Origin of the sequence: Kitasatospora sp. CB02891 (assembly GCF_002803145.1) — a bacterium.
GTDB classification, from domain to species: Bacteria; Actinomycetota; Actinomycetes; order Streptomycetales; family Streptomycetaceae; genus Kitasatospora; species Kitasatospora griseola.
Genome location: NZ_NNBO01000001.1, coordinates 176,564 through 201,017 on the forward strand (window position 1 = coordinate 176,564; position 24,454 = coordinate 201,017).

At 73.5% G+C, this 24,454-nt stretch carries 31 protein-coding genes; 9 read left to right on the top strand and 22 right to left on the bottom strand.

What is annotated here, in order from left to right; translation table 11 throughout:
• Nucleotides 1–33 precede the first annotated feature (33 nt).
• Both CG736_RS00850 and CG736_RS00855 read left to right on the top strand, forming a co-directional pair.
• The gene (locus tag CG736_RS00850; protein ID WP_100584195.1) at nt 34–819 is read left to right on the top strand and encodes a class I SAM-dependent methyltransferase; all 786 of its coding nucleotides are present in this window, start codon (nt 34–36) and stop codon (nt 817–819) included.
• Between the two features lie 177 nt (nt 820–996).
• A complete protein-coding gene (locus CG736_RS00855; RefSeq protein ID WP_157815342.1) occupies nt 997–2,175 on the top strand; it encodes a serine hydrolase in 1,179 nt (392 codons plus the stop codon).
• Nucleotides 2,176–2,242: 67 nt separating this feature from the next.
• Here the strand turns inward: CG736_RS00855 and CG736_RS00860 are convergent, their stop codons facing one another.
• The gene (locus CG736_RS00860; RefSeq protein WP_100584197.1) at nt 2,243–3,271 is read right to left on the bottom strand and encodes a methyltransferase domain-containing protein; all 1,029 of its coding nucleotides are present in this window, start codon (nt 3,269–3,271) and stop codon (nt 2,243–2,245) included.
• Between the two features lie 138 nt (nt 3,272–3,409).
• Between CG736_RS00860 and uppS the strand changes: the two genes are divergently transcribed.
• Nucleotides 3,410–4,186 carry a polyprenyl diphosphate synthase gene (uppS, locus tag CG736_RS00865; RefSeq protein ID WP_100584198.1) on the top strand — a complete coding sequence of 259 codons (777 nt, stop codon included), beginning with the start codon at nt 3,410–3,412 and terminating at the stop codon, nt 4,184–4,186.
• A 20-nt stretch (nt 4,187–4,206) separates the two neighbouring features.
• Here the strand turns inward: uppS and CG736_RS00870 are convergent, their stop codons facing one another.
• Together CG736_RS00870 and CG736_RS00875 are read right to left on the bottom strand one after the other, a co-directional pair.
• Entirely contained in the window at nt 4,207–5,844 is a 1,638-nt protein-coding gene (locus tag CG736_RS00870; RefSeq protein ID WP_100584199.1) for an alkaline phosphatase, read from the bottom strand.
• Nucleotides 5,845–5,980: 136 nt separating this feature from the next.
• A complete protein-coding gene (locus tag CG736_RS00875) occupies nt 5,981–6,472 on the bottom strand; it encodes a YfbM family protein (protein WP_100584200.1) in 492 nt (163 codons plus the stop codon).
• Nucleotides 6,473–6,545: 73 nt separating this feature from the next.
• Here CG736_RS00875 and CG736_RS00880 point away from each other — a divergent pair, with 73 nt between their 5' ends.
• Nucleotides 6,546–6,944 (top strand): hypothetical protein, encoded by a 399-nt coding sequence (locus tag CG736_RS00880; RefSeq protein WP_100584201.1) that lies wholly within the window; start codon nt 6,546–6,548, stop codon nt 6,942–6,944.
• Here the strand turns inward: CG736_RS00880 and CG736_RS00885 are convergent.
• Nucleotides 6,836–7,414, bottom strand: coding sequence for a hypothetical protein (locus CG736_RS00885; protein WP_100584202.1), 579 nt, complete (start codon nt 7,412–7,414; stop codon nt 6,836–6,838). The genes CG736_RS00880 and CG736_RS00885 overlap by 109 nt on opposite strands.
• Nucleotides 7,389–7,721: a hypothetical protein gene (locus CG736_RS00890; protein WP_157815343.1), complete on the bottom strand. Its 333-nt coding sequence runs from the start codon at nt 7,719–7,721 to the stop codon at nt 7,389–7,391. The genes CG736_RS00885 and CG736_RS00890 overlap by 26 nt, the downstream gene beginning before the upstream one ends.
• Nucleotides 7,722–8,578: 857 nt before the next feature.
• Between CG736_RS00890 and CG736_RS00895 the strand changes: the two genes are divergently transcribed.
• Nucleotides 8,579–9,379 carry a GNAT family N-acetyltransferase gene (locus CG736_RS00895; RefSeq protein ID WP_157815344.1) on the top strand — a complete coding sequence of 267 codons (801 nt, stop codon included), beginning with the start codon at nt 8,579–8,581 and terminating at the stop codon, nt 9,377–9,379.
• Between the two features lie 115 nt (nt 9,380–9,494).
• On the opposite strand, the gene CG736_RS00900 is transcribed toward CG736_RS00895, so the two are convergent.
• Nucleotides 9,495–10,277 (bottom strand): class I SAM-dependent methyltransferase, encoded by a 783-nt coding sequence (locus CG736_RS00900; protein ID WP_100584205.1) that lies wholly within the window; start codon nt 10,275–10,277, stop codon nt 9,495–9,497.
• Nucleotides 10,274–10,663, bottom strand: coding sequence for a S26 family signal peptidase (locus CG736_RS00905; RefSeq protein ID WP_100584206.1), 390 nt, complete (start codon nt 10,661–10,663; stop codon nt 10,274–10,276). Before CG736_RS00905 ends, CG736_RS00900 begins: the two co-directional genes overlap by 4 nt.
• Nucleotides 10,664–10,841: 178 nt before the next feature.
• On the opposite strand from CG736_RS00905, the gene CG736_RS00910 reads away from it, so the two are divergent.
• Entirely contained in the window at nt 10,842–11,456 is a 615-nt protein-coding gene (locus tag CG736_RS00910; protein WP_100584207.1) for a hypothetical protein, read from the top strand.
• Here CG736_RS00910 and CG736_RS00915 read toward each other — a convergent pair.
• From CG736_RS00915 to CG736_RS00930, 5 genes are all read right to left on the bottom strand, one after another.
• Nucleotides 11,414–11,776, bottom strand: a complete 363-nt coding sequence (locus tag CG736_RS00915) for a hypothetical protein (protein ID WP_198520308.1) — start codon at nt 11,774–11,776, stop codon at nt 11,414–11,416. The two genes, CG736_RS00910 and CG736_RS00915, sit on opposite strands and share 43 nt — an antisense overlap.
• The gene (locus CG736_RS36775) at nt 11,773–11,919 is read right to left on the bottom strand and encodes an AAA family ATPase (protein WP_198520309.1); all 147 of its coding nucleotides are present in this window, start codon (nt 11,917–11,919) and stop codon (nt 11,773–11,775) included. Before CG736_RS36775 ends, CG736_RS00915 begins: the two co-directional genes overlap by 4 nt.
• 278 nt (nt 11,920–12,197) lie before the next feature.
• Entirely contained in the window at nt 12,198–12,659 is a 462-nt protein-coding gene (locus tag CG736_RS00920) for a hypothetical protein (protein WP_198520310.1), read from the bottom strand.
• 110 nt (nt 12,660–12,769) lie between these two features.
• On the bottom strand, nt 12,770–13,597 hold the full coding sequence (locus CG736_RS00925) for a class I SAM-dependent methyltransferase (RefSeq protein ID WP_100584208.1): 828 nt from the start codon (nt 13,595–13,597) through the stop codon (nt 12,770–12,772).
• Nucleotides 13,598–13,619: 22 nt separating this feature from the next.
• Nucleotides 13,620–14,117, bottom strand: coding sequence for an FBP domain-containing protein (locus CG736_RS00930; protein ID WP_100584209.1), 498 nt, complete (start codon nt 14,115–14,117; stop codon nt 13,620–13,622).
• Between the two features lie 86 nt (nt 14,118–14,203).
• Between CG736_RS00930 and CG736_RS00935 the strand changes: the two genes are divergently transcribed.
• Nucleotides 14,204–14,773 carry a TetR/AcrR family transcriptional regulator gene (locus tag CG736_RS00935; protein ID WP_100584210.1) on the top strand — a complete coding sequence of 190 codons (570 nt, stop codon included), beginning with the start codon at nt 14,204–14,206 and terminating at the stop codon, nt 14,771–14,773.
• Nucleotides 14,774–14,890: 117 nt separating this feature from the next.
• On the opposite strand, the gene msrA is transcribed toward CG736_RS00935, so the two are convergent.
• Together msrA and CG736_RS00945 are read right to left on the bottom strand one after the other, a co-directional pair.
• Nucleotides 14,891–15,397, bottom strand: coding sequence for a peptide-methionine (S)-S-oxide reductase MsrA (gene msrA / locus CG736_RS00940; protein ID WP_100584211.1), 507 nt, complete (start codon nt 15,395–15,397; stop codon nt 14,891–14,893).
• Nucleotides 15,398–15,575: 178 nt separating this feature from the next.
• Nucleotides 15,576–16,154: a YbaK/EbsC family protein gene (locus tag CG736_RS00945; RefSeq protein WP_100584212.1), complete on the bottom strand. Its 579-nt coding sequence runs from the start codon at nt 16,152–16,154 to the stop codon at nt 15,576–15,578.
• 146 nt (nt 16,155–16,300) lie between these two features.
• Here CG736_RS00945 and CG736_RS00950 point away from each other — a divergent pair, with 146 nt between their 5' ends.
• A complete protein-coding gene (locus CG736_RS00950; RefSeq protein WP_100584213.1) occupies nt 16,301–17,566 on the top strand; it encodes a YhgE/Pip domain-containing protein in 1,266 nt (421 codons plus the stop codon).
• Between the two features lie 36 nt (nt 17,567–17,602).
• On the opposite strand, the gene CG736_RS00955 is transcribed toward CG736_RS00950, so the two are convergent.
• Nucleotides 17,603–18,172, bottom strand: a complete 570-nt coding sequence (locus tag CG736_RS00955) for a maleylpyruvate isomerase N-terminal domain-containing protein (RefSeq protein ID WP_100584214.1) — start codon at nt 18,170–18,172, stop codon at nt 17,603–17,605.
• Between the two features lie 43 nt (nt 18,173–18,215).
• Nucleotides 18,216–18,590, bottom strand: a complete 375-nt coding sequence (locus CG736_RS00960) for a VOC family protein (protein ID WP_100584215.1) — start codon at nt 18,588–18,590, stop codon at nt 18,216–18,218.
• Nucleotides 18,591–18,874: 284 nt separating this feature from the next.
• On the opposite strand from CG736_RS00960, the gene CG736_RS00965 reads away from it, so the two are divergent.
• Nucleotides 18,875–19,600 carry a bifunctional 2-polyprenyl-6-hydroxyphenol methylase/3-demethylubiquinol 3-O-methyltransferase UbiG gene (locus CG736_RS00965; RefSeq protein WP_100584216.1) on the top strand — a complete coding sequence of 242 codons (726 nt, stop codon included), beginning with the start codon at nt 18,875–18,877 and terminating at the stop codon, nt 19,598–19,600.
• Nucleotides 19,601–19,607: 7 nt separating this feature from the next.
• On the opposite strand, the gene CG736_RS00970 is transcribed toward CG736_RS00965, so the two are convergent.
• From CG736_RS00970 to CG736_RS00995, 6 genes are all read right to left on the bottom strand, one after another.
• A complete protein-coding gene (locus tag CG736_RS00970) occupies nt 19,608–20,018 on the bottom strand; it encodes an Imm7 family immunity protein (protein ID WP_100584217.1) in 411 nt (136 codons plus the stop codon).
• A 20-nt stretch (nt 20,019–20,038) separates the two neighbouring features.
• Nucleotides 20,039–20,446, bottom strand: coding sequence for a DUF6193 family natural product biosynthesis protein (locus CG736_RS00975; RefSeq protein ID WP_198520311.1), 408 nt, complete (start codon nt 20,444–20,446; stop codon nt 20,039–20,041).
• A 110-nt stretch (nt 20,447–20,556) separates the two neighbouring features.
• Nucleotides 20,557–21,327: a MerR family transcriptional regulator gene (locus CG736_RS00980; RefSeq protein ID WP_100584218.1), complete on the bottom strand. Its 771-nt coding sequence runs from the start codon at nt 21,325–21,327 to the stop codon at nt 20,557–20,559.
• Nucleotides 21,328–21,341: 14 nt separating this feature from the next.
• Nucleotides 21,342–22,202, bottom strand: a complete 861-nt coding sequence (locus CG736_RS00985; protein ID WP_100584219.1) for an alpha/beta fold hydrolase — start codon at nt 22,200–22,202, stop codon at nt 21,342–21,344.
• A gap of 50 nt (nt 22,203–22,252) precedes the next feature.
• The gene (locus tag CG736_RS00990; protein WP_100584220.1) at nt 22,253–23,194 is read right to left on the bottom strand and encodes a sigma-70 family RNA polymerase sigma factor; all 942 of its coding nucleotides are present in this window, start codon (nt 23,192–23,194) and stop codon (nt 22,253–22,255) included.
• A gap of 10 nt (nt 23,195–23,204) precedes the next feature.
• Nucleotides 23,205–24,419, bottom strand: a complete 1,215-nt coding sequence (locus CG736_RS00995; protein ID WP_100584221.1) for an NAD(P)/FAD-dependent oxidoreductase — start codon at nt 24,417–24,419, stop codon at nt 23,205–23,207.
• Nucleotides 24,420–24,454: the final 35 nt, after the last annotated feature.

Consider the following 24,454-nt stretch of genomic DNA (forward strand, 5'->3'; position numbering starts at 1 on the left):
CCGCACCGCGCCCCACGTGCTTGGATTCCCGGCATGAACAGCTCATTCAACGATCTTCTCGCCGAGGCCGAGGCCGCCCCGGTCGACGGCTGGGACTTCTCCTGGCTGGCCGGCCGAGCCACCGAACAGCGCCCGTCCTGGGGGTACCAGCGGCTGCTGGGCGAGCGGCTGTCCGCGGCCTCGGCCGCGCTCGACGTGCAGACCGGCGGCGGCGAGGTGCTGGCCGGCGCCGGGGCGGCGAACTTCCCGCGCACCATGGTCGCCACCGAGGGGTGGCCGCCGAACGCGGCGAAGGCGACCGCCCTGCTGCACCCGCTCGGCGCGGTGCTGGTGACCGTCCCGGAGGACGCCCCGCTGCCGTTCGCCGACGGCGCGTTCGACCTGGTGACCAGCCGTCAGCCGGCCGTCGTGCATTGGGCGGAGATCGCCCGGGTGCTCGCCCCGGGCGGCAGCTACGTCGCGCAGCACGTCGGCGGGCGCACCAATGTCGAGCTGAGCGCGTTCTTCCTCGGCCCCTTCGAGGTGGGCGACACCCGCGAGCACGAGGTGGAGGCGGCGCGGGCGCGGGCGGCGGGGCTGGAGGTGGTGCAGCTGCGCAACGAGCGGCTGCGGCTGGAGTTCTTCGACGTCGGCGCGGTGGTGTGGTTCCTGCGCAAGGTGATCTGGACGGTGCCGGACTTCTCCGTGCAGCGCTACCGCGAGCGCCTGCGCGAGCTGCACGAACTGATCGAGCGCGAGGGCGTGTTCGTCTCCACCATGTCCCGCACCCTGATCGAGGCCCGCCGGCCTGCCACCTCACACCCGACGCCTGACGCCTGACGCCCCGCCGGCGCTCCCCGCCGATCGACGGGGGAACCTCGAATCCCGTTACCTCCGGAGAAGGATCTTCCGGGTCGGGGGCTCCTCCCGACGAGCGATGCCGCAGGGACGACCGAGCCGTGAGGCTTGCGGTCGACGAACCCCCTGATCAGAGAGCGTTTGTCGAAGGAGACTCGTGTGAAGAACTACCGATCCGCACTGCGGCTGGCCGCCGCCCTGGTGGCGGGTGCGTCCGTGTTCGCCCTCGCGCCCGGCGCGGGGGCGACCACGCCGCCGTCCGTGCCGGTGCCGCAGCGGACCGCGCTCCAGCAGGGCCTGGACGCCCTGACCGGGCGGGCGGGCGCCAGTGGCGCGATCGCCGAGGTGCGCGACCACGGGCGGGCGGTGTGGCGCGGCACGTCCGGCGTCGCGGACCTCGCCACCGGGCAACCTGCGCCGGTGGACGGCGAGTTCCGGGCCGGCAGCATCACCAAGACCTTCGTGGCCACCGTGGTGCTCCAGCTGTCGGCGGAGCACCGGATCGACCTGGACGAGCCGATCGAGCGCCACCTGCCCGGCGTGGTCCCGAACGGCGGGAACATCACGGTCCGTCAGGTGATGAACCACACCGCCGGCCTGGCCGACTTCCTGGAGGACCCGCGGTTCGCGTACGAGTCGGACGACGCGCTGCGCCGACTCCTCGCGGTGGACCGGTGGAAGACCCTCCGGGCCCGGGACTTGATCGCGATCGGCGTCTCGCGCCAGCCGTACTTCCCGCCGGGCCAGGGCTGGCACTACTCGAACACGGACTACCTGGTGCTGGGCGAGCTGGTGCAGCGGGTGACGGGCCATGACTGGCGCACCGAGGTGAACCGCCGCGTCCTGCAGCCGCTGGGGCTGGGCCACACCTTCCTGCCCGGTACCGCGACCGCCGTTCCCGGGCCGCACAGCCACGGGTACCTGGCGCTGTCCGACGGCCCGGCCGACATCACCGAGCTGAACCCGTCGATGGCGGGCGCGGCCGGCGAGTTGATCTCCACCACGGACGACCTGGCGCGCTTCAACGCGGCGCTGCTCGGCGGCCGGCTGCTGGCCCCGGCGCAGCTCGCCGAGATGACCACCACGGTGGCGGCGGACGAGCAGCCGCCGACCCGTTACGGTCTGGGCCTGATGCAGCTGCGGACCTCCTGCGGCGAGGTCTGGGGCCACCCGGGCGGGATCCACGGCTACGTCACCTACCTGTTCGGCGACCGCTCCGGCACCCGTCAGATCGCCGTTTCGGCGAACCCGTACGACCCGCAGAAGGGCGCCGAGTTGACCCCGGCGGTCCTCGACCTGATCGATCTCACCTTCTGCGGCCCGAAGTCCACCTCCTGACCCTTCCCGCGCAGACACCGCCGAGGCCGCCCCGCTCCCCGTCCGAGCGGGGCGGCCTCGCCGTCCGTCAGCGCCGGGGCTTCTCGGCGGTCACCACGTGCAGGGTGACGGAGGCCAGGAACGGTCCGTGGGCGAGGTGGTCGAGGAAGTCGTCGGCCTGGCGGCAGGTCAAGTAGCCGCTGGTGACGGCGCGTTCGGTGTTGCGGTGCAGCCCGAGCACCTGGTCCGCGGCGCGCACCTCGCGGTACACCGAGGTGACGGGGACGACGGCGCGCACGTCGAGGCCGGACTGCGCGGCGAGCCGCGGCAGTTGACGGCCGATCACGGGGTTGCGGACGATCCGGTCGGCGAGGTGCCTGCTCCAGGCGCGGGCGATGTCGAGGTCGGGGTGGTCGACGGCCAGGGTGTCCCAGTCGGGTTCGGCGGCGACCAGCCGCCCGCCGGGGCGCAGCACCCGGTGCGCCTCGGCGAGCGCTCGGGGGACGTCGGCGAGGTGCTGCAGCAGCCGGTCGGTGCGGACCCGGTCCGCGCTGTCGGCGGCGAGCGGGAGCCGGTGCACGTCGGCGTGCAGGACGTGGGCGTGCGGGAGGGCGCCGGCCCGCCGGACCATTTCCGGGTCGTGGTCGATGCCGAGCACCCGGCCGCGGGCGGTGACGGCGCGGGCCAGGGCGTCCAGGTCGGTGCCGGGGCCGCAGCCCCAGTCGAGCACGAGGTGTCCGGGGCGGGCGGCCAGGGCGTCCAGCAGGACCTGCTTGTAGGCGCGGACCTGGTCGGTGGCGGCGAGCCGCTCCTGGTAGGCGATCCGGTCGGGGACGACGGTCTCGAAGAGCCGGCCGGTGACGTCGGCGAGCGCGCCCAACTCCCGTCCCAGCGCGGCCCGTCCGTCGTCGGTGAGCCGGACCGGGCGGCGTCGGCCGTCGCCGTCCAGGTAGGCGATCAGGCCCTTGCCGTGCAGTCGGGCGAGGGCGCCGGAGAGGCTGCCGCGGCCGAGCCGGGCGCCGGTCATCCGCTCGATGGCGGTGTTGACGGCGTAGCCGTGCAGCGGGCCGTCGGCGAGCGCGGACAGCACGAGCATCTGGGCGTCGTTGGTGCGCACCTGGTTCCTGTTCCGGTGGCCGGCCTCCCGGTCGGCCTCTCCCGTTTCTCGATGACACGCGTCGCGTGCTATTCATGTCCCAGTATGCACCGGGCGGGCCGCCGCCCGTCACCCGTCCCCTCCCTGAAGGGCCGTCACATGCGCCTCACCGCCCCGCTGTACGCGCTGTACACCCGCCGCCTGCGCCGCCGGCTGGCGGGCGCCGAACTGCCCCGGCACATCGGCCTGATCATGGACGGCAACCGCCGCTGGGCCCGCGAGCGCGGACTGGCGGACACCCGCCTCGGGCACCGCTTCGGCGCCCGGCACGTGGGCTCGGTGCTGGGCTGGTGCGAGGCGCTGGGGGTGCGGCACGTGACGGTGTTCGTGTGCTCGGCGGAGAACCTTCAGCGGCGCGGCGACGACGAGATCGCCTTCCTGATGCGGGTGATCGAGGAGGTGCTGGCCGCGCACCTGGCGGTCCCCCGCCCGCGCTGGCAGGTGCACCTGGCGGGCGATCTGGACACCCTGCCGGATTCGACGGCCCGTGCCCTGAAGCACGCGGTGGAGGCGACGGCCGACTGCCCGACCGGCGCCCAACTGACCCTGGCGGTCGGCTACGGCGGCCGCCAGGAACTGGTCGACGCCGTCCGCGACCTGCTGCACGAACAGGCCGACGCCGGACGCCCGACGCGGGAGATCGCCGACGCCCTGACCGCCGAGGACATCGCCCGCCACCTGTACACCGCGGGCCGCCCGGACCCGGACCTGGTGATCCGCACCAGCGGCGAGCAGCGGATGTCCAACTTCCTGCTGTGGCAGAGCGCCTACGCGGAGCTGTACTTCTGCGAGGCTTACTGGCCGGCCTTCCGCGAACTGGACTTCCTGCGCGCGGTGCGCGCCTACGCGGCCCGCCGGCGCCGCTACGGCGCCTGACGGACCGCCAGGGGCGCGGATCAGGCGGGCTTGACGCCCGGGTTGCCCGCCTCGGTGACGAAGGAGGCGGCGGTGAGCAGCGTGCCGTCGGGGCGGGTGATGTGGCTGACGGCCCGGTAGTCGGCGCGGGCCTGGTGGCGGTCGAGGGTGACCACGGTGTAGCCGCGCCGCCCGTCGTAGAACTTCATGTGCGGGTTGGCGGCGGTCAGGGTCGCCCAGTTGGACGGGTGGGCCGCGCCGTCGCCGTCGCTGCTGATCGAGGTGCCGACGAACTCGACGCCCACGGTGCGGGAGTTCGGGTCGTCGAAGTTCCGCTTGACGTCCAGCGCGTAGGCCACGTGCACGTCGCCGGTGAGCAGCACCAGGTTCTTCACGCCGGCCTGCTCGACAGCCGTCAGGAAGCGCTCGCGGGCGGCCGGGTAGCCGTCCCAGGCGTCCATGGACAGCTTGGAGCTGGCGGCGGTGGTGTTCTTGCGGCGGGAGAACACCACCTGCTGCGGCACCACGTTCCACACCGCCTTGGAGCGGCGCAGCCCGTCGGCGAACCAGCGCTCCTGGGCGGCGCCCATCAAGGTGCGCTTCGGATCCTCGGACTCGGGCGTCGGGTACTGCCAGCCGTCGCCGTTGGCCTGGTCGTCCCGGTACTGGCGGGTGTCGAGGATGTCGAACTGCGCCAACTGCCCGTACTGGAACCGGCGGTAGAGGGTCAGCTCGGTGCCGTTGGGCTTGGGCGTCCGCAGCGGCTGGTTCTCCCAGTAGGCGCGGTAGGCGGCGGCGCGGCGGGCGACGAACGGCGCCGGGTCCTGGTTCTTCTCGGGGATGCCGTTGGCGTAGTTGTTCTCCACCTCGTGGTCGTCCCAGGTGACGTACCACGGGTGCGCGGCGTGCGCGGCCTGCAGGTCGGGGTCGGTCTTGTAGAGCGAGTACCGCAGCCGGTAGTCCGCCAGCGTGGTGGTCTCGTGGTTGAGGTCCGCGGGCAGCACCCGGTCGGTGTACTGGCGGTCGCCGCCCACCGAGTCGATGCCGTACTCGTAGATGTAGTCGCCGACGTGGAACACCGCGTCCAGGTCCTCCTGCGCGAGGTGCCGGTAGGCGGTGAAGTAGCCGTCCTCGTACGCCTGGCAGGACACCAGCCCGATCCTGGTGCGGTCCAGCTTGCGGCCGTGCGAGGGCGCGGTCCGGGTGCGGGCGGCCGGGGTGCTCCACTGGCCGACGGTGAACCGGTACCAGTACTCGCGCCCCGCCTCCAGCCCGTCCACGTCCACGTGCACCGCCCAGTTGAACTCGGCGTGCGCCCGCGCGCTGCCGCGCCGCTCGACCCGCCGGAACCGCTCGTCCCGGGCGACCTCCCAGCCCACCTTCACGTTCCCCGCCGGCGGCATCCCCGCCCCCGGCTCCAACGGACGCGGCGCGAGCCTGGTCCACAGCACCACCGCGTCCGGCAGCGGATCACCGGACGCCACCCCCAGCGTGAACGGGTTCTCGGTGAGGGTGCGCGGTGCGAGCTCGTTCTCCTCGGCGTGCGCGCCGGGCAGATTGACGCCGAACGCGAGCGCGGCGGCAGCCGAGGTGACGGTCAGGAACCGCCGGCGGTCGAGCCGGGCGGCGGCGGCACGCAACTGCTGGTCGGGCGTGGGACGGTCGGCACTGCTGCTCATCGAACGGGCGCCTTTCACTGAACGGGTCGGTGTGCGAAGGAGATTCGAACCGTCCTGGTGGTCTGCCCGTGGTCATCGTCCCGGCAAACGAATGATCATTTGATGGCAAAGTCGTGAAGAGCCGCCCCGGGAACGATCATTGATCGACCGTGAACACCACCGCCCGGCCCTCCTCGGCCGCCCGCCGGTAGAACTCCCGCAGCTCCGGCAGGAAGCAGACCGTGTACGCCAGGTCCTCCTCGCCGCGCACCCCCTGATACTCCTCGAACTCCAACTCCGCGTACCGCCTCCGCACCCACCCCTCGTCGACCCGCCCCAACGCACCCGCCACCGCCCGCACCTCCCCCGGCTCCACGTAACAGACCACGTAGTCCTCCCCCTCGTACATCGCCCGCCCGCCCAGAATCACGTGCGACAACGGGAACTCCCCGTTCCCGTACTCCAGCCGACCGTCCGTCAGACACCGGTGCAACGCATCCCACGCCTTGTCCACCTCACACACCCACGCCTCGTCCCACGCCTCCTCCATCTCCTCGACCAACGCCATCACCTCCCCGTCACCACCACACCCCAACAGCCGCGCCCGCTCCGCCTCCGCCAACGCGAACAACACTCCCCGACACGCCATCCCGACGCCTCCTCTCCGTTCCCGGAATTGAAGCCCGGGGCACTGACAGCGGCCACTGACAGGATCAACCCCCGTGACGAACAGCGCAGGCCTCCCCCCGAACGGAATCCCGGGCCACGAGGGCGGTCCCCTCGCCCGCCTCCCCGAACTCCTCGACGAACCCCTGTTCTGGCTGGCGCACCTCGCCTCCTGCGCACCTGACGAGGAGGTCCAGGAACTCCTGCTCGACGCGGACTACGACGCCGCCGAGGACTTCCACCGCCGCCTGATCGAACGCCCGGACTGGCCGACCTTCACCATCCCGTCCACCCTGGGCCACCTGTACATCGTCTACCGCAACCTCGTGGGAGACATCGGCACCGACTACCTCCTCCACCACCCCGCCTGGACCCACTTCCACCTGCTCGCCACCGATGACGTCCAACCGGCGGTGACGGGCGCCGACTGCGGGGTGCGGTGGGCGTCGAGGTAGCGGGTGACAGCGGCGGTGGCCCAGAGCTGCTGCGGGTGGCCGGCCGGATCGAGGTGGGCGGCGAGGCGGACGGCGGGGGTGGCGAGGCCCGCGGGTTCGCGTTGCCGAGCGGCGTCGAGGAGCAGGAGCAGGGAGGCGGTGACGGGTCGGCCGTAGTCGTCGGTGTCGGTGCCTGGCAGCAGTGGCGCGTCCATGCGCGAGGCCCGGTCGATGAACAGGCGGAGGTAGCCGGTGCTGTCGGTGTCTTCGTTGATCAGGTGGGCGGCCGCGTGCACGAGGGCCGGCGGAAGGCGGCCGAGCGCCTCGATCAGCTCCTCGGTGCGGTCGTCGAGGAGGTGGGCCTTTCCCACAGCCGCGAGCCGCTCGCGCAGGTGGGCGAGGGATTCCGCGCGGGTGCAGGTGCCGACGTCGACGACGGCCCGTCCTGCGCCCGGGACGGGCGCGTCATGGCGACGGGTGGTGACCAGCACCCGCCCCTCGCCTCCGCTCCCGGCCGGCGGGCGGGCGGGGCCACCACGGCCCGGCGTCCTCGATGGCGGTGAGGTCGTCCAGGACCACCAGCCGGGTACGGTCGGTGACGGCGAGCCGGTCCAGGAACGCGCCCCCGTCCCGCTCGGCGTCCCGCCCGTCCGCACCCGGCACGCCCGCCCGGTGCGCGGCCTGCGCGTAGGCGGCGACGATCAGGGACGGGTCGGCGGCGTCCGCCCACACCAGCATGTCCACGCCCTCGGCGTGGGCCCGGCGGGCGCACGCGGCGGCGAGCTGCGACTTGCCCACGCCGCCGCCCCCGGACAGCACTTGGGTGAGCGCCGCGTGCCGCCCGCGTACCTGGTCGAGCTCTGCCCGCAGTCCCTCGCGGGGCTGGAACGCGGGTCGGCGGCGGGACCGCCCCCGCCCGCACCGGCCGCCACACCGGCGCCCGCGCGGAGTGGTGGTGCTGGTGGACTTCCAGGTGGTCGATGCTCCGAGCGGCGATCTTGCGGTTCCGGGGGGCGACCCCGATGCCGGCCGGGATGTGCGGGCCGCGGCCGACGACTCCGCTCGTCTGCCGGGCGCAGGCCACCGTCTCCTGCAAACCGGCGGCCACTGCATACCGGCCGGGGCCGCGGCCCTCCCCCAGCAGCTCGACGAAGTGGGTCTGCCATGTCAGTGCCGCCCGGCTCCGCACCTGCCGGGCCTCGCCGGGCTCTGCGGTCGCCACCTCCGCGGCCGTCCGGTCCAGCCATTCCAGCACCGTCTCCGCGGAAACCTCCTCAGGCCCCTGGCGGCGGAACAGCGACGCCACCCGGCTCCGGAGAACGGCCCAGGCCTCCGTACCGACCGTCTGCACCACCGCCGTACCGGCAACGGAGGCCAGCACGATCAGCTCGGCGTCCACGACAACTCCCCCGCACGACTCCCCGACTAACGATCCGTCCGTCCGTCACAGGAGCAGCGTGCTGTCAGCACACGCACGCACGGCCGGTCCTGCGGCCGCCCCGCACCGTCGAGGAGCCTCGACCGTCGACGAACTCCCGGGCATCCGCCGAGCGGCACCGGCGCACCGTCACAGGGGCGCCGGGCTGTGTCACCGTCAGGTCTTGATCTTGCAACAGCGCCGTGCGGACACGCACCGTCCCCGTACGCTCCTCCGCATGAGCCTGTCAGTTGCTGATGTCGCCGCCGCAGGTGCGGCCTGGGTGTGGATGCCGGACGACGCCGAGGTCGTCGCCGACGAGGAGTACACGATCCTCCGGCTGCCCGACTATGTCGCCTTCGACCTCTCGGTGGTCTCCTTCACGCCGACCCGCCCGCTGGGGCAGGCCGTTGACGCAGTGGTGGAGCGGGCCCGTGCCTTCGGGCTGCCCACGCTCGACTGGCAGGTGCTGCTCGGCGACCCGGCGGGGCTGCCCGCCGAACTGGCCGCCCGTGGTGGGCAGGTGAAGATCGAACTGGAGATCGTGGCCGCCGACCTGAGCGAGGGCGCGCCGGCGCTCCGGCCTCCGACGGTGGACGTCTCGCTGCGCTGGGCCACGGACGTGGCGACGGCCCGGGACGGGCTCGCCATCGAGGCCGCCGGCTTCCGGGGCGAACTCCCGCCCGCCGAACGGATCGAGGCGGTCACGGCCCGGAACGCGGAGACCGTCCCGGCCGGCCGCGGCGGCCTGATCGTGGCCTACGTGGACGGCGAGCCCGCCGGCACCGGCGGCGTGGCGGTCGTGGACGGCGTGGCCCGGCTCTCGGGCGGCGTGGTGGTGCCGCACTGGCGCGGACGCGGGGTGTACCGGTCGATACTCGACGCCCGGCTGTCCTACGGAGTGGCGAACGGCGCGACGATGGCGCTGGTCAAGGCGAACCCGACCACGTCCGGCCCGATCCTGCGGAAGGCGGGCTTCACCGGCTTCGGCCCGGAGCCGGTCTACGCCGTCCCGCTGAACGGCGACCAGCCCCAGTAGTCCTCCAACTCCCGGGTAAACATGGACACAAGGCCGGTTTCACGGACTCCGCCCCGGGAACCGGCCTGGCACACCCGTACTGGCCCCGGCCGCCCGCAACCGTCCTGACGGCCCATCACAGCCGCCGGGCCCGCAGCACGCCCGTCCGCATCGGCAGCACGAACTCGCCGTCGGCCGTCTCCGGTCGGCTCGCCAGATAGGCGCGGGCCCGGTCCAGCCGCGACCGGCGCTCGGCTTCCGGCATGACCAGCATGCCCGCCTTGGTGCCGAGCGTGGCCACCAGCGACTCGGCGGTCCGGCGCTGGCCGTGCGGGAATTCGGCCTGTTCGGCCGCACCGAACCGGGCGGGCCCGCCGGACGGGGGCAGGTGGAGGGCGGCCGTCCCGGTGCGCCAGCTCGCGGGGACGTCGCGCGGGCCGATCGCCGCGCTCCCGCCGACCTCGGCGAGGCCGGCCACCCAGCCGACGCCGTCGTCGAACAGGTTCCACAGGCCGGCCAGCACCCCGCCCGGGGCGAGCACCCGGGCGATCTCGGGGCCGGCCGCGTCCATGTCGAACCAGTGCATCGCGTTGCCGGACAGCACCGCGTCGAACGACCCGTCCGGCAGCGGAATCGACTCCGCGCTGCCCGTCAGCGCCCGGACGTCCGGCAGCTCCCGGCGCAGCTCGGCCAGCATGGCCGGGTCGGGTTCGACGGCGACGACCTCGACGCCCGCCGCGAGCAGGCAGCCGGTGAGTCTGCCGGTGCCGGCCCCGAGGTCGAGCACCCGGCGGCCGGGGGCCGGATCGAGCGCCCAGCGGACGGCCGTCGGGGCGTAGTCCGGGCGGTGTGCGGCGTAGGCGTCGGCGGCCGCGCCGAACGACTGCCGGTGCCGCAGGTGTTGGTCGCTCTCCGTCATCGCCCACCTTCCCCCTCACTGGGCCGGACCTGGCCGGTCGCGGCCTTCGACGCCCGGCTCGCTGCGCCGGGCCGGGCGGTGCCGTCTACGCAGACGCAGATGCCGAAGACCCGGTCGTGGCTCGTCCAGCCGTTGACGCGGCCGCGGTTGTTGCTGATCTGCACGCGCCGCCGGGCCGGGTCGAGGGCGGAGACCAGGTGCAGGTACACGGTGCCGGCGACCCGGGCGAGCACGATGTCGCCGACCGTCAGCAGCGCGGGGTCCACCGGCGTGACGATCACCGGCTGCCGACTGAGGATCAGCGGCACCATCGACGAGCCGCTCGGCCGGAACTCCACGGTGGCCCCGCCGGCGACCCTGGCCGCCACGCCGTCCAAAGCTCCCATCCGTCGATCGTGTCAGCCCCGCTCGACACCCGTCCACGCAATATCGGACCACCGGGCCCGCCCCTGGTCGCGGATCCGAGTACGGATACTCTGGCGGGCGGTGCATCGCACACGAAAGGATGCCCATCCGGGGGGACGGGCCGTCCGAGGCCCGCCACTGTCTTTTGGAGTTCTCGCCGTGAAGCGTCCCGTCCTGGTCCTCGCCGCCGCCGCTCTCGCCACTGTGGGGGCACTGACCGGCTGCGGCAGCACGCACGTGATCGGCTCCGGGTCGGCCCCGGCGCCGGACCCGCAGGTGTCGGCGAGCATCAGCAGGATGCAGCAGGAGGCGCAGGAGCGGTGGCAGCGCGAGATCGCCGAGGCGGACCTCAAGTTCCCCGAGGTGGCGAAGCTCTGCGCGGGGAAGTCCACCGTCCCGCCCACCCCGGTGGCCACCGCGGGCGGCGAGGGCGGGACGGACCCGGAGAACTCCAAGTACGCGGAGAACCACGCCTACTTGCAGATGGCGACCCTGACGGAAAGTCAGCGCTGCCGCGGCGAGGCCCACGCGGCCCGGATCACGGCGGCCGCCGCGAAGAACACCCCCGCCGACGAGACCCAGGCCCGCACCCTGATGACCGGCCTCGCCTACCCCGGGGCCGTCCTCTCCGCCTACGGCGACGGCGTCCACTTCACCCTCTCCGTCCCCGGCTCGGGCGGCTGCCTCACCGGCGTGCTCTCCGGCGCGGGCCGGATCGAGATCCACGGCGCCTACCTCGAAGGCGGCTGCGAACGCCCGCGCGGCGGCCACTGATCCGGAGCCTGCTCCTCCCCTTCGCCGCGCGGCTCCTCGGAGTGCTCGGCGATCCACGTCAACGCGCCGGGCGAGATCCGCACGCCCTCGCCCTGCGCCTCCCGCACAGCCGGCCGACGCAGCAACTCCGGCCGCTCCACCGGGAAGCACCACAGCCGCCACCGCGCGCCGAGCCCGACGACCAACCGCTTGTACTCATCGCGCTCGGCGCGCATCCCCGGCCCGTGGTCCAACACCACCGACCGCCCGGCCCCCACGACTTCCACCAACTCCGCCACGCTCTCCAGCAGCGCCAGGTGCTCCGCCTCCGGACAGTTCACCCCGAGCCGCCGTACCGCGCCACCACCCGCTCATCAACGGACAGCCGGACCACCCTCTCCCGCTCCAACTCCCGCGCGAACGTGCTCTTCCCCACCCCCGGCAACCCGGACAGCAGATGCACCACCGGCTCCGACCCCCGCATGACGGCCACGCTACGCTCCGGACGACCCTCACCCGCTCACGGATTCGGAGCACGGAGCGGGCCGAACAGAATGCAACGGACGACGAACTCCACACTGCACCAAGCGGGTTGGCATACCGTCCGATCCGAGTAGGCGACAACCGAGCCGGCCTGATCATCCAGCGCTTGGAGGGCTTCCCCCCACCGTTTCTCCGAACTCCGCGCCCCTGCACGCCATCCGCAGCCTCCTCGACGTCCTGGCCATCACCCGCACCTGGGCCGAGACCCGCATCGAGGACCTACTGACCGCCCGCGACGCGGCCGGCGGCACGGTCTGACCTCAGCCTGCCGCTCCGTAGGTCCCGTTCCGGAAGGAAGGTGAGGATGGTCGGCTTGCCGTCGAACTCCTCACGGAAGAAGCCGCCGTAACCGGGTTCCTCGACATGAGGCGCGAGCAGGCCCAGGATCGTGGCGAGTTCACCCATCTCGTCGTCGAGCCAGTAGTTGCGGCTGAGCAGCCCCCAGCTGAACTCGGCGCCGGCAGCGCGGTCCCGCGACTGGCGGCGCAGCGAGGCGACATCCCCTCCGGGCAGTCGGCAGTCCGGGTCCGGGCGAAGCATCGGACACATGTGCTCGTCCGCGTCCAGCCCTGCGGGGCGATCGGCGATCAGGCCGAGGTGCCATCGCGCGGCGTTCAGGACCGTGTCCGGCGTGTCGTCCCGCAGGAGACAGGTGATGACGACTTCGAAGTGCAGGCTCACGGTGCCGGATTCTGCCCGGCGCGACCGACAGGCCGGGGGCCGCTCTGCGCTGATCCGAGGTCTCCGGCGCCGGGCCTCCCGTTCGGGACCATTCCCCGAGGCAACCGGGCTCAACGCCGCGCCGACACCAGCAGCGCGGCGTGCGGCAGCTCCAACTCGCCGTCCTCGGAACGGAATTCGGTGGCAAGCCGGTCGAACTCCCGCCGCGCCCCGGCCCGGACCTCCGGCGGCTGGTGGCGCAGGAGTTCGCCCAGGAACGCGACGCCGCCGGCTGGGCCGGCCCACCAGGCCTCGCTGCTGGTCCGGTGGTTCCAGCGCAGCAGTCGGCCGTCCGGCTCCGCCAGTCCGGCGGTGGCGAGCAGGGCGCGGAAGGCGGCGAGGTCGGTGACGGCTGCGAGTGCGGCGGGTGGGGCGGGCAGGTCCGCGGGGCGGGTGGCTCCGGCGGCCTCGAAGGCGCGGGCGAGCAGGGACTGTCCGGGTGGGGCGGGAGCGGCCCAGGTGGTGAGGACGAGCCGTCCGCCGGGGCGCAGGACGCGGCGCAGTTCGGCGAGTGCCTCGTCCGGCCGTCCGACGTGGTTGAGGACGAAGTTGCCGACCACGGCGTCGAACGCGCTGTCGGGGAAGGGGAGTTCGGGGAGGGTCGCGACGCTCACCGCCGCCTCGGGCGCGGCGCGCCGGGCTTCGGCGAGCATGCCCGGTTCGGCGTCCACGGCCGTGACGCGGGCTCCGCGGGCGCAGGCCGCCGTAGCGACGGCGCCCGTTCCGGTGCCGACGTCGAGCACCGTGCTGCCGGACCGGACCTCGGCGGCGTCGAGCAGCGCGGGTACGGGGTGGGCGCAGAGTCGGGCGACGCTCGCGGCGTAGGCGGTGGCGCTCCGGGCCCAGATCCGGCGCTCCAACGCGTCGAACGCCTCGACGTCCACCCCGACCTGGCTCATGCCCGCCCCCTTCGACGACCCGTCAGCCCGTCTCCCCGCCCTGCACCTTGGCGAGGAAGCCTGCCAGATTCTCCCTCAACCGCTCGATCCGCTGTTCCCGCGTCAGCGACTCGTGGATCCGGGTGCCGGTCTCGCGCAGGCCGCGGACGTACTGCGGGCAGGCGAGGTCGCTGCACATGTAGGCGCCGACGGAGTTGCCCTGGCGCCCGGCGGGGCCGGCGAGCGGGGCGACCAGCAGGGAGACCCCGCCGGTGTGGGTGGTGACGCAGAGGGAGCAGATGCTGCGGCGGGGCTGCCAGGTGGCGGCGGACGAGCTGCGCAGGACGACGGCCTGCGGGCGGTCGTCGAGGACGGTGACCAGGTAGGCGCGGTCGGGGGCCTGCGGGTCGCGCCAGCCGAGGAAGTCCAGCTCGGCCCAGGGCTGGTCGGCGAGCTCGCGGGGCAGGTTCAGTCGTTTCGCCTCGCCCTTGGAGCAGTTCAGGAACGCGGCGCGGATCTCGGACTCGGTCAGCTCTCTCACGAAACGCCACGTTAATTTGCCTAAATCGTTTAGGCAAATGGATAATCGTGGACGTACGGCACGAGAGAACAGCAGGAGGCGGTCCGGTGGCGCGTGCAGGTCTGTCGGCGGAGATCCTCACCAAGGCGGGTGCGGAGCTGGCCGACGAGGTGGGCTTCGACCAGGTCACGGTGACAGAGGTGGCGCGGCGCTTCGACGTGAAGGTGGCCAGCCTGTACTCGCACGTGAAGAGCTCGCAGGACCTCAAGGTGCGGATCGCCCTGCTGGCGCTGACCGAACTCGCCGACCGGGCCGCCGACGCGATCGCCGGACGGGCGGGCCGCGACGCGCTGGCCGCGTTCGCCGAGGCGTACCGCGGCTACGCCCGCGAGCACCCGGGGCGCTACCAGGCCACCCGGCTCCGGCTGGACCCGGAGACCGCCGCGGCCAGTGCGGCCCCCCGGCACGCCCAGCTGACCAGGGCGATCCTGCGCGGCTACCACCTGCCGGAGCCGGACCAGACGCACGCGGTGCGCCTGCTCGGCGGCGCGTTCCACGGCTACATCGAGCTGGAGGCCGCCGGGGGCTTCGCCCACACCCCGGTCGACCCGCAGGCGTCCTGGGACTGGATCGTCGACTCCCTGGACGCCCTGCTGCGCGCCCGCGCCGACCACTGACCCACCCCGGCCCGCAGGCACCCGCCCGGTCGGCACCCGGACACCAGCAGCGGCCGCCGACCGGGCGTACCCGGTCGACGGCCGCAGACGCTCCCCCGCCGAAATCCCGACGAGCCGTCAGACCCCGTCGCGCACCGGCAGCTTCCAGCCGGGCCGCGGGAAGTGGCAGGTGTAGCCGTTGGGGTAGTGCTCCAGGTAGTCCTGGTGCTCGGGCTCGGCCTCCCAGAACTCGGCCACCGGCGTCACCTCGGTGACGACCTTCCCGGGCCACAGGCCGCTCGCGTCGACGTCGGCGATGGTGTCGAGCGCGGTGGCGCGCTGCTGCTCGTCGCCGTAGAAGATCGCGGAGCGGTAGCTGCTGCCGATGTCGTTGCCCTGCCGGTCCACGGTGCTCGGGTCGTGGATCTGGAAGAAGTACTCCAGCAGCGTGCGGTAGCTGATCCGCTCCGGGTCGTAGACGATCTCCAGCGCCTCGGCGTGGCCGGGGTGGTTGCGGTAGGTGGCGTGCGCGTTCTCGCCGCCGGTGTAGCCGGTGCGGGTCGACTGGACGCCGGGGAGCTTGCGGATCAGGTCCTGCATGCCCCAGAAGCATCCGCCGGCCAGGACGGCCCGGTCCGTGGTCATCTCGTTCTCACTCCTCGCGTGGGGTGTCCGCACCCCTGGTGCGGTGCGTGGCCCGCCCGCCCGGGCGCCGCCCGGCGGGGACCATCCGGTCCAACCGCCGTCGCCCGCCCGGTGTTCCCGCGACCCGGTGTTCCCGCCGCCCGGTGTTCCCGCCGCCCGGTGTTCCCGCCGCCCGGGATCAGCCGGCCAGCCCGTCCAGCACCTGCGCGCCGGGCAGTGCGGCCAGTGCCGCGCCGGGCAGGATCAGCTTGCCGCGCCGCCGTCCGCTGCCGATCAGCACCCACGGGGTGGCGGCGACGGCGGCGTCGATCAGCAGCGGCCAGTGCGCGGGCAGGCCGACGGGGGTGATGCCGCCGTACTCCATGCCGCTCCCGCCGACCGCGGTGTCCATCGGCGCGAACGAGGCCTTGCGCGCACCGAGGTGGCCGCGCACCGCCTTGTTGACGTCGAGCCGGGTGGTGGCCAGCACCACTCCGGCGGCCAGGGTGGTCTCGCCGCCGCGCTTGGCGGCGACCACCACGCAGTTCGCGGACGCCTCGACGGGGACGTCGTAGGCGGCGCAGAACACGGCGGTGTCGGCGAGTTCCGGGTCCGTGTCCACGTACCGCACGGAGCGGGCGAGTTCGGCGTCCCACTGCTTCAGCGCCTCGGCCACCGGCCCGGCCAGTTCGACGACGGCGTCCACCGCCCGCCGTACCTCGGGGAAGTTCCCGAACGGTGCCGTGACCTGCTCGTCCGTCGAAACCTGATCGTCCATGGCGCCCACCCTAGCGAACCCTTCGGGCTGGCCCGTTGGGGTGAGCGCCGCCGGTGTCGCGGCCGCCGCGACCCGACCGCGCCCTAGCCTCGTCGGAGGCCCCGGTCCGAGCGCCGGGAGGCCGTCGGGCGACTGGGCGGAGTGGCATGGCAACCGGAGTTCCCCCGCAGGCCCGCGCGGGGCAGGTGCTGCGCCGGTGGAAGCTGTGGCTGATCCCGGGGGTGCTGAGCGCGCTGGTGGCGCTGGTGCTCTCGCTGCTGTACATGGGCGGCATCCTGACCCCGTCGGAGCACCTGCACCGGATGCCGATCGCGCTGGTGGACGCGGACGCCGGCCCGCCGCTGCCGGGGCAGTCCGCGCCGCTGGGCGCGCAGGTGACGGACGCGGTGGCGGCGGGGACGCCGCCGGGCCAGGTCCAGTGGCAGCGGGTGAACCGCGCGCAGGCCCAGGAGCAGCTGGCCGCGGGCCGGGTGTACGGGGCGCTGGTGGTCCCGGAGGACTTCTCCCGCACGGTGGCCGCGCTGACGAGCGACCAGGCCTCGGCCCGCCCGGTGCTGTTCGCGCTGACCAATCCGGGCACCGGCTCGCTGGCGTCCTCGCTGGCGAGCCAGATCACCCAGCAGGCGGCGCACCGGTCCTCGACGGAGATCGGCAGGCAGCTGACGGCCGCGGCGCCGAACGCCCCGGCGACGGCGCGGCTGCTGCTGGCCGACCCGGTGGACGTGCAGGTGCAGCAGGGGCATCCGATCGCCCGGCACACGGGGCTCGGCCTGAGCGCCTTCTACTACACGCTGCTGCTGGTGCTGGCCGGGTTCCTGAGCGCCAACCTGGTGCACAACGGGGTGGACACGGCGCTCGGCTACGCGGACAGCGAGATCGGGCCGTGGCACTCGCGCCGGCCGACGGTGCCGATCAACCGGACGCAGACCCTGCTGGTGAAGATGGGGATGACGGCGGGGCTGTCCGTCGTCACCACCACGATGATCATGCTGGCGACGATCGGCATCCTCGGCATGGACGCCCCGCACCTGCCGCTGCTCTGGGTGTTCTCGTTCGCCGCCTGCCTCACGGTGGGCCTGGGCGTGCAGGCGATCAACGCGGCGTTCGGCTCGCTCGGCCAGCTGGTGGCGATGTTCGTCTTCATCGCACTCGCCCTGCCGTCCTCCGGCGCGACGATCCCGCTCCAGGCCACCCCGTCCTTCTACCGCTTCCTCGGCGCGTTCGAGCCGATGCGGCAGGTCGCGGGCGGGGTGCGGGCGATCCTGTACTTCGACGCGCAGGCGGACGCGGGGCTGACCCGCGCCTGGGTGATGATCGCGGTGGGGTTCGTGGTGGCGCTGGTGTTCGGCTTCGCGATGACCTCCTACTACGACCGCAAGGGTCTCCACCGCATGGTCCCGACGCCCTCCTGACGATCCCGCCCTCACCCGCCGTCCCGCCCTGCCGGATCAGTCGGACAGCGCCGCCTTCCAACCCCAGGACTCGCGCCGGGCCAGGCCCGGCAGTTCGCCGCGCCCGGTGCACCACAGCAGCACCCGGACCGGGTCGCCGGCCGGCGCGTCGGGGAACAGCCGGGCCAGCACGGCGGTGTACAGGGCGGGCGGCGGGGTCCGGTCGAGGCCGAGGCCGGTGGCGATGTCGTGGGTGTGCAGCAGGATCTCGGCGACGCCCATCGCGGCGAAGCCACTGGGGTCCGCCGGGCCCCAGTGCCAGGCCCGCACGGCGGGGTCGGCGGCGGCCAGCGCAAGAGCGAGGAGTTCGCCGCAGGCGAGCGCGATCTGCAGCGTGGTGGCGGGGTCGGCGCCCGGACGGACCGTCAGGTCGAAGGGCAGGTAGCGGTCGGCGGGGCGGGCCGCCAACTGGCCGGCGTAGGCGAGCAGGTCGTGGCCGATGTGCGCCAGGGTCTCCTGGCACGACCACTCCAGCCCGCCGGCCGGAACGCTCCAGTCGGCGTCCAGCTCCGGGGCGACGGTGAGTTGCAGCTCCGCGAGGGCTGCGCGCAGATCCTGATGGTCCATCGGCTCATCCTCGCATCCGCGCCGCCGACCGCCTGCACCGTTTCTACAGGTAGGGCCGGGTGATCAGTTCCAGGCCGTGGCCGGCCGGGTCGAGCAGGTAGACGCCGCGCCCGCCGTGCTCGGTGTTGGTCTCGCCGGGGCGCTTCATCTGCGGGTCGGCCCAGTGCGGGATCCCGCGCTCGCACAGCAGCGCGTAGGCACGGTCGAAGTGCTCGTCGTCGACCAGGAAGGCGTAGTGGTGGCTCTGGATCTCCACCGGCGGCTCGGCGAACTGGAGCAGCACGCCGTCGGCCAGCGTCAGGTTGGTGAACGGCCCCCAGGACGGGGCCTGTTCGGCCTCCAGCAGCTCGCGGTAGAAGCGCGCGGAGACGACACGATCGGTGGCGGGGATGATGGTGTGGTTGAAAGCAGCGGGCATGGCTTCGGGTGAACCTCTTCCGGGTCGGGGATGTTGAAGACGGCCTGGTCGGCCTGGGAGAAGATCTGCTCCCAGGACCGGGCGGTCCCCGAACCGGCGGGCACCCCGAGGGCGCCCGGGGCGGCGTCAGCCGCCCACCGGGTCACCGATCCGTGCGTGGCTCATGGCCGTTCCGGTGTTCACCCGCACACCGTATGCAACGCCCGTCCCGGCAGCAACGGGTTTTCCGGACTCCCGGCGAAAACCCGAGGTGCCCGACCGGCCGACGAACGTACCCTCGCCCCATGGCCGACGAGTGCTTCACCGATCCCCGACTGGCCGCGCTCTACGACGCGTTGGACCCGGACCGCTCCGACCTGCTCCCCTACCTCCGCCTGGCCGCCGAGCTCGACGCGCGCAGCGTCCTCGATCTGGGCTGCGGCACCGGCGTGTTCGCCCTGCTGCTCGCGGAGCGCGGCATCGAGGTGACGGGGGTGGACCCGGCGGCGGCGTCCGTCGCGGTGGCCCGGGCCAAGCCGGGCGGCGACGGCGTCCGCTGGATCTGCGGCGACGCGACCGAGCTGCCCCCGCTGCAGGTCGACCTGGTCACCATGACGGCCAACGTCGCCCAGGCGATCACCGACCCCGCGCACTGGCTCGCCACCCTGCGGGGCGTCCACGCGGCGCTGCGCCCGGGCGGCCACCTGGTGTTCGAGACCCGCGACCCGTCCCGCCGCGCCTGGGAGAGCTGGACCCGCGACGCCACCCACCAGATCGCCGACCTGCCGGAGGTCGGCCGGGTGGAGGCCTGGCTGAGCCTGCTGGACGTCACCGGCCCGCTGGTGACCTTCCGTTCGCACTACGTCTTCGCCTCGGACGGAGCGCACCTCACCTCCGACTCCACGCTGCGCTTCCGCGAGCACGACGAGCTGGCCGCCGACCTTCGAGCCGCCGGCTTCGACCTCCGCGAGGTCCGCGACGCACCCGACCGCCCGGGCCGCGAGTTCGTCCTCCTGGCCCGCCGCCCCTGAGGGCCCGTCAGCCGGGCCAGGAGTCCTCCAGCACCGGGATGCACGGCGACAGGTGGGCATCCGCATGGACGCTCACCTGCCCCCGTACCATCCGGTGCACCACGAACTCGTCGGCGTGCGCCCGGTCCTCCTCGTCGTGGACGTACAGCAGGCCGTAGGAGCCGGGCGCGCGAACGCCGACCTCGCGGTAGAACGCCAGGACCTCCGGGTCCGCGTGGTTGCGGAATCCGCCGAGGTGCAGGAACGGTTCCCCGTTGATCCACCTGACGTCGAGCAAACCGTGCCCGCCGACCTCCCGGGCCCGTTCCTCGATGGCCTCCACCAGCCGCCGCAGCCGGGCCTGTTCCGCCGCGAAGGCCTCCTCGTCCTCCGCGTCGGCGCGCTCGCGGACGCTGATCCAGCCGTGGTACTCGAACATGCCGGGGAGACCAGGGGAGGCTATCCGTCGGCCCACGGCCGCAACGGAGTGCCCGGTGTCACCGGACCGAGGTCGGGCGGGAGTTCACGGACGGCGCACGCCACGGCCTCGCGCGCGGTGGCGAACCGGCCGAGGTTGGGGACGACGATGCCGGTGCCCACTTCGAACACGCCGTCGCCGTCCACCGACAGGACCGGTCCGACGACGGACATCGCGGGCCCGGTGGTGGTGGAGAAGCGCAGCGCCCAATGGCTGGTGAAGGGATACAGGGCGCGCAGCGCCGGCTCGGCGTGCGCGGCTTCGATCAGCTGTCGGTAGGCCGCGGCCCAGGGCAGTTCCAGTGCGGCTGCCTCCGCGCGCAGGCGTTGCCAGGCGTGCTCCGCCAGTTGGGCGGCGGAGAGTTCGGCGGGGTTCGGTGAGTCGGGCACGGCGCCGATTGTTCCCGATCCGGGACGACCCGCGAACAGCGGAGCGCCCCACCGCCCCGACCCGCAGGTCACGGCCCCCATGGCGGGTCGGCTCGGTCGGCGGGCGGCCGTCAGGGCAGTTCGGCGCCGGCCGCGCGCAGTTTCTGCTGGATCAGCGCGGTCAGCCCGGCCCAGCCGGGGCGGTCGTCCTCCCCGTGGTGGGTGAGCAGGTCGCGCCGGGTGGCGGCGTCGTCCGTCTCCCGAAGGCCCGTCAAGGTGGGCAGCAGGGAGGGGTCGGCGAGGAAGTGCCGGGCCATCTCCTCGGCGAGTTCCTCGATCCGGGGGTCGTCGGCGGGCCAGTTGCCGGCGCTCCAGGTGAGTTTGATCAGGGCGACGTGCCGGGGGTCGTCGAGGCCGTGCTCGATCTGCGCGAGGTAGTCGTCGAAGCCTTCCGGCATCAGGGCGCGGACCAGGATCAGGCCCTCCCGGGCGGTGGTCACGTCCTCGGCGGAGAAGCCCAGTCCGGGCAACCGGTCGAGGACGGCGCACGCCCGGTCGGACAGCAGCACCCGGTCGCCGGTGGCCAGGCGGCGCAACGTGGCGCGGCGGGCGGTCAGTTCCTCGATCCGCCGGGTGAGGTTCTCCTCGACCCGGTCGAGCGCGGTCGTGAAGTCCGCTCCCTCGGCGTCCAGGATCGGGCCGATCTCGGCCAGTGGGACGCCCGCCCCGGCCAGGGTGCGGACCTGGACCAGGCGCAGCAGTTCGGCGGTGCCGTAGCGCCGGTAGCCGGAGCTGTCGCGGCGGGGTTCCTCGACCAGGCCGCTGCGGTGGTAGACCCGGATGGTCTTCACCGTGATGCCGGCGAACGCGGCGGCCCGGCCGATGGTGATCCCGTCTGTCATTCCGTCAGCGAACCTCACTGCGCGGCGTCCTGACAAACCCCGCCGCCCCCGCGGACCTCGCAGACCTCGCAGACCTCGCGGACGGCGGTGGCGATCGCCCGGAAGTCCTTGCGAACGACGGTGGTGTGCTTGCTCGGCACGGTGGCGCTGACCTGCACGTGCGGATTTCGGGCGAGGATCGGGTCGAGGGTGGCGCGCATCGCCGTCAGCCCTTCCTCGGTGCCGCCGAGGCTGGCGCCAGTGGCCACCAGGAACCGCATGGGGAAGGTCACCAGGTCGAACACCGGGTCGCTGTCGGCGACGATCTCGTTCAGTTCGATGTTGATCTCGGCGTGCTGTTCGGCGGACATCCGCGCGGCCAGGCCCAACGGCCGGACCAACGGCATGATCCACCCGAGCTTCCGGAACATGGCGCGGATCTGCTCGCGACCGGCCTCCCGGCCGCCTTCGACGGTGGCCAGGTAGTCCCAGGGGTAGCCGCCGTCGACCATCACCGCACCGACCGTCCGGTCCGGGTTGCGGGTGCTCCAGTGCAAGGCCAGTGCCGCGCCGTAGGACCAGCCGACCAGCAGCGGCCGCCGCACCCCGGTGGCCTCCAGTACGGCGTCGACGTCGCGCAGGCAGGCCGCGAACGAGTAGTCGGCGGACTGCTCCGAGCGGCCGCGGGCGCGTTCGTCGAAGGTGATGTGCCGGTAGCCGTCGCCGAGTTCGGCGATGACGTGCCGCCAGTTCCGCTGCGTGGCGTAGGAGCCGTTGAGGTAGACCACGGGCTGCCCGGGGCCGCCGGTGTCGGTGACGGCCAGCGCCGTGTCCTCCACCGGAACCGGTCCGGACCAGGCAGCCTTGTGGGACGTCGTGTTCGCGTTCTCCGTCATGCCTTCAGCGTCGGGCCTGACCTCGGGTCAAGGTCAAGCCCGGCCTCCGGTCACCAGGCGGCGGCCACCGGCGGCACGACGTCGAGCCGCTGCCAGGCCGCGTCGATCCGGGCCAGCCGGTCCGCCGAGGCGATTCCGCACAGGCGGGCGACCTTGCCGTCGCGCAGTTCCAGCACCACGACGCCCCGCACCCGGCCGTTGACCACCGCGACCACCGCCGGCGCGCCGTTGACCTGCGCGATGTGCAGCGCGGGCGCACCGCCGGCCAGCCGGATCTTGGCGGGGGTGGGCCGGAAGCCGGCCCGCGCGGCCGTGGCGATCTGCTCCCGACCGGTGAACCGCAGCAGCCGCTTCGCCAGCCCGGCGCCGTCCGAGACCATGGCGGCGTCGTCGGTGAGCATCGCCACCAGCTGGTCGACCCGCCCGGAGGTGGCGGCGCTCAGGAACTCCTCGACGACCCGGCGCGCGGCCGCCGGGTCGGTCTCCGCGCCGCCGCCGCGGTGTTCGGCGGCGACCCGGCGGCGGGCCCGGTGGACGTGCTGCTGGCTCGCGGCCTCGCTGATGTCGAGCATCCCGGCGATCTCGGCGTGCCGGTAGGAGAACGCCTCGCGCAGCACGTACGCGGCCCGTTCGACCGGCCCGAGGCGCTGCATCACCGTCAGCACCGCCAGCGACACCGACTCGCGCTGCTCGAAGGTGTCGGCGGGGCCGAGCATCGGATCGCCCTGCAGCAGCGGTTCGGGCAGCAGGTCGCCGACGGCCCGCTCGTGCCGGGCGCGGGCCGAACGGAGCTGGTCCAGGCAGAGGTTGGTGACCACCCGGGTCAACCACGCCTCGGGCACCTCGATGCGGTCGCGGTCGGCGGCCTGCCAGCGCAGGAACGCGTCCTGCACGGCGTCCTCGGCATCGGCGGCCGAGCCCAGCAGACGGTACGCCAGCGAGGCCAGCCGGCCCCGGCTGGCCTCGAAGCGGTCGACGGCGACGCTGTCCATGCACAACAACTTAGGCGGCGCTCCGCACGGAGTTCGGCGCGGGGGCCGGCATGGGGCTCTGCGCGGGGACGGCCGTCGGGTGGCGCCTGCGCTTGGGCAGGCCGTAGGTCGGGTGGGCGATGGTCCACACGGAGCCCTTCAGGACGCCCGCCTTGAACTGCACCGCGGTCCGGCCGCCCAGGTACCAGGACTTGGAGCGGACCTCGCCGTCCACCATCTGCACGAGCGCGTCCCGCTGCCCGAGGCTGATGTGGTTGCCGTAGTACTTCAGCCCGGAGACCGGGACCTCACGGCCCGTCAGCCGCGCGACGATCGCGGCGGTGGCCTGGAGGGCGGTGAGGCCGGCCGACGCGCAGGACATCGGCAGCGGGCGGCCGTTCACGCCGATCGCGTGGGCGCTGTCCCCGGCGACGTAGATGTCGGGGTGCGAGACGGAGCGCATGGTGCGGTCGACCGTGATCCGGCCGTCCGCCGCGACCTCCAGGCCGCTCGCCGCAGCCAGCGGGTTCACCGCGAAGCCGGCCGTCCAGACGGTGACGTCGGCGGGCAGCGCGCTGCCGCCGGCGGCGATCGCCCGGCCGGGCTCGACGGCCTCGACGGCGGTGTGCTCGTGGACGGTGATGCCGAGCCGCGCGTAGGACCGGCGCAGGTACCGGCGGGCCTTCGGGGAGAGCCAGGCGCCGAGTTCGCCGCGGGCGGCGAGTGCCACCTTCAGGTCGGGACGGGCCTCGGCGATCTCGGCGGCGGTCTCGACGCCGGTCAGGCCCTCCCCCACCACCAGCACGGTGCCGCCCGCGCCCAGCTCGGCCAGCCGTTCGCGCAGCCGCGCCGCCGAGGGCAGGCCGGCGACGTCGTACCCGTGCTCGGCCACGCCGGGGACGCCGTGCCGGTCCACGGTGCTGCCGAGCGCGTACAGCAGGGTGTCGTACGCGAGTTCGTCGTCGCCGTCCTCGCCGGTGACGGCGACGGTCCGGCGCTCGGGGTCCAGGCCGGTGACGCGGGCCACCCGCACCCGCACGCCGGTGTCCGCGAACATCTCGGTGAGCGGGCGGAGTTCGACCCGGTGGCCGCTGGCGAGCTGGTGCATCCGCATCCGCTCGACGAACTCGGGAGCGGCGTTGACCACGGTGATCTCGATGTCGTCGGCGGACAGCCGGCGGGCCAGGTTTCCGGCGGCGAAGGCTCCGGCGTAGCCGGCGCCGAGGACGACGATGCGGTGCCTCATGAGGGTGCTCCTTCTGGTTCGCGTGCCCTCTGAAC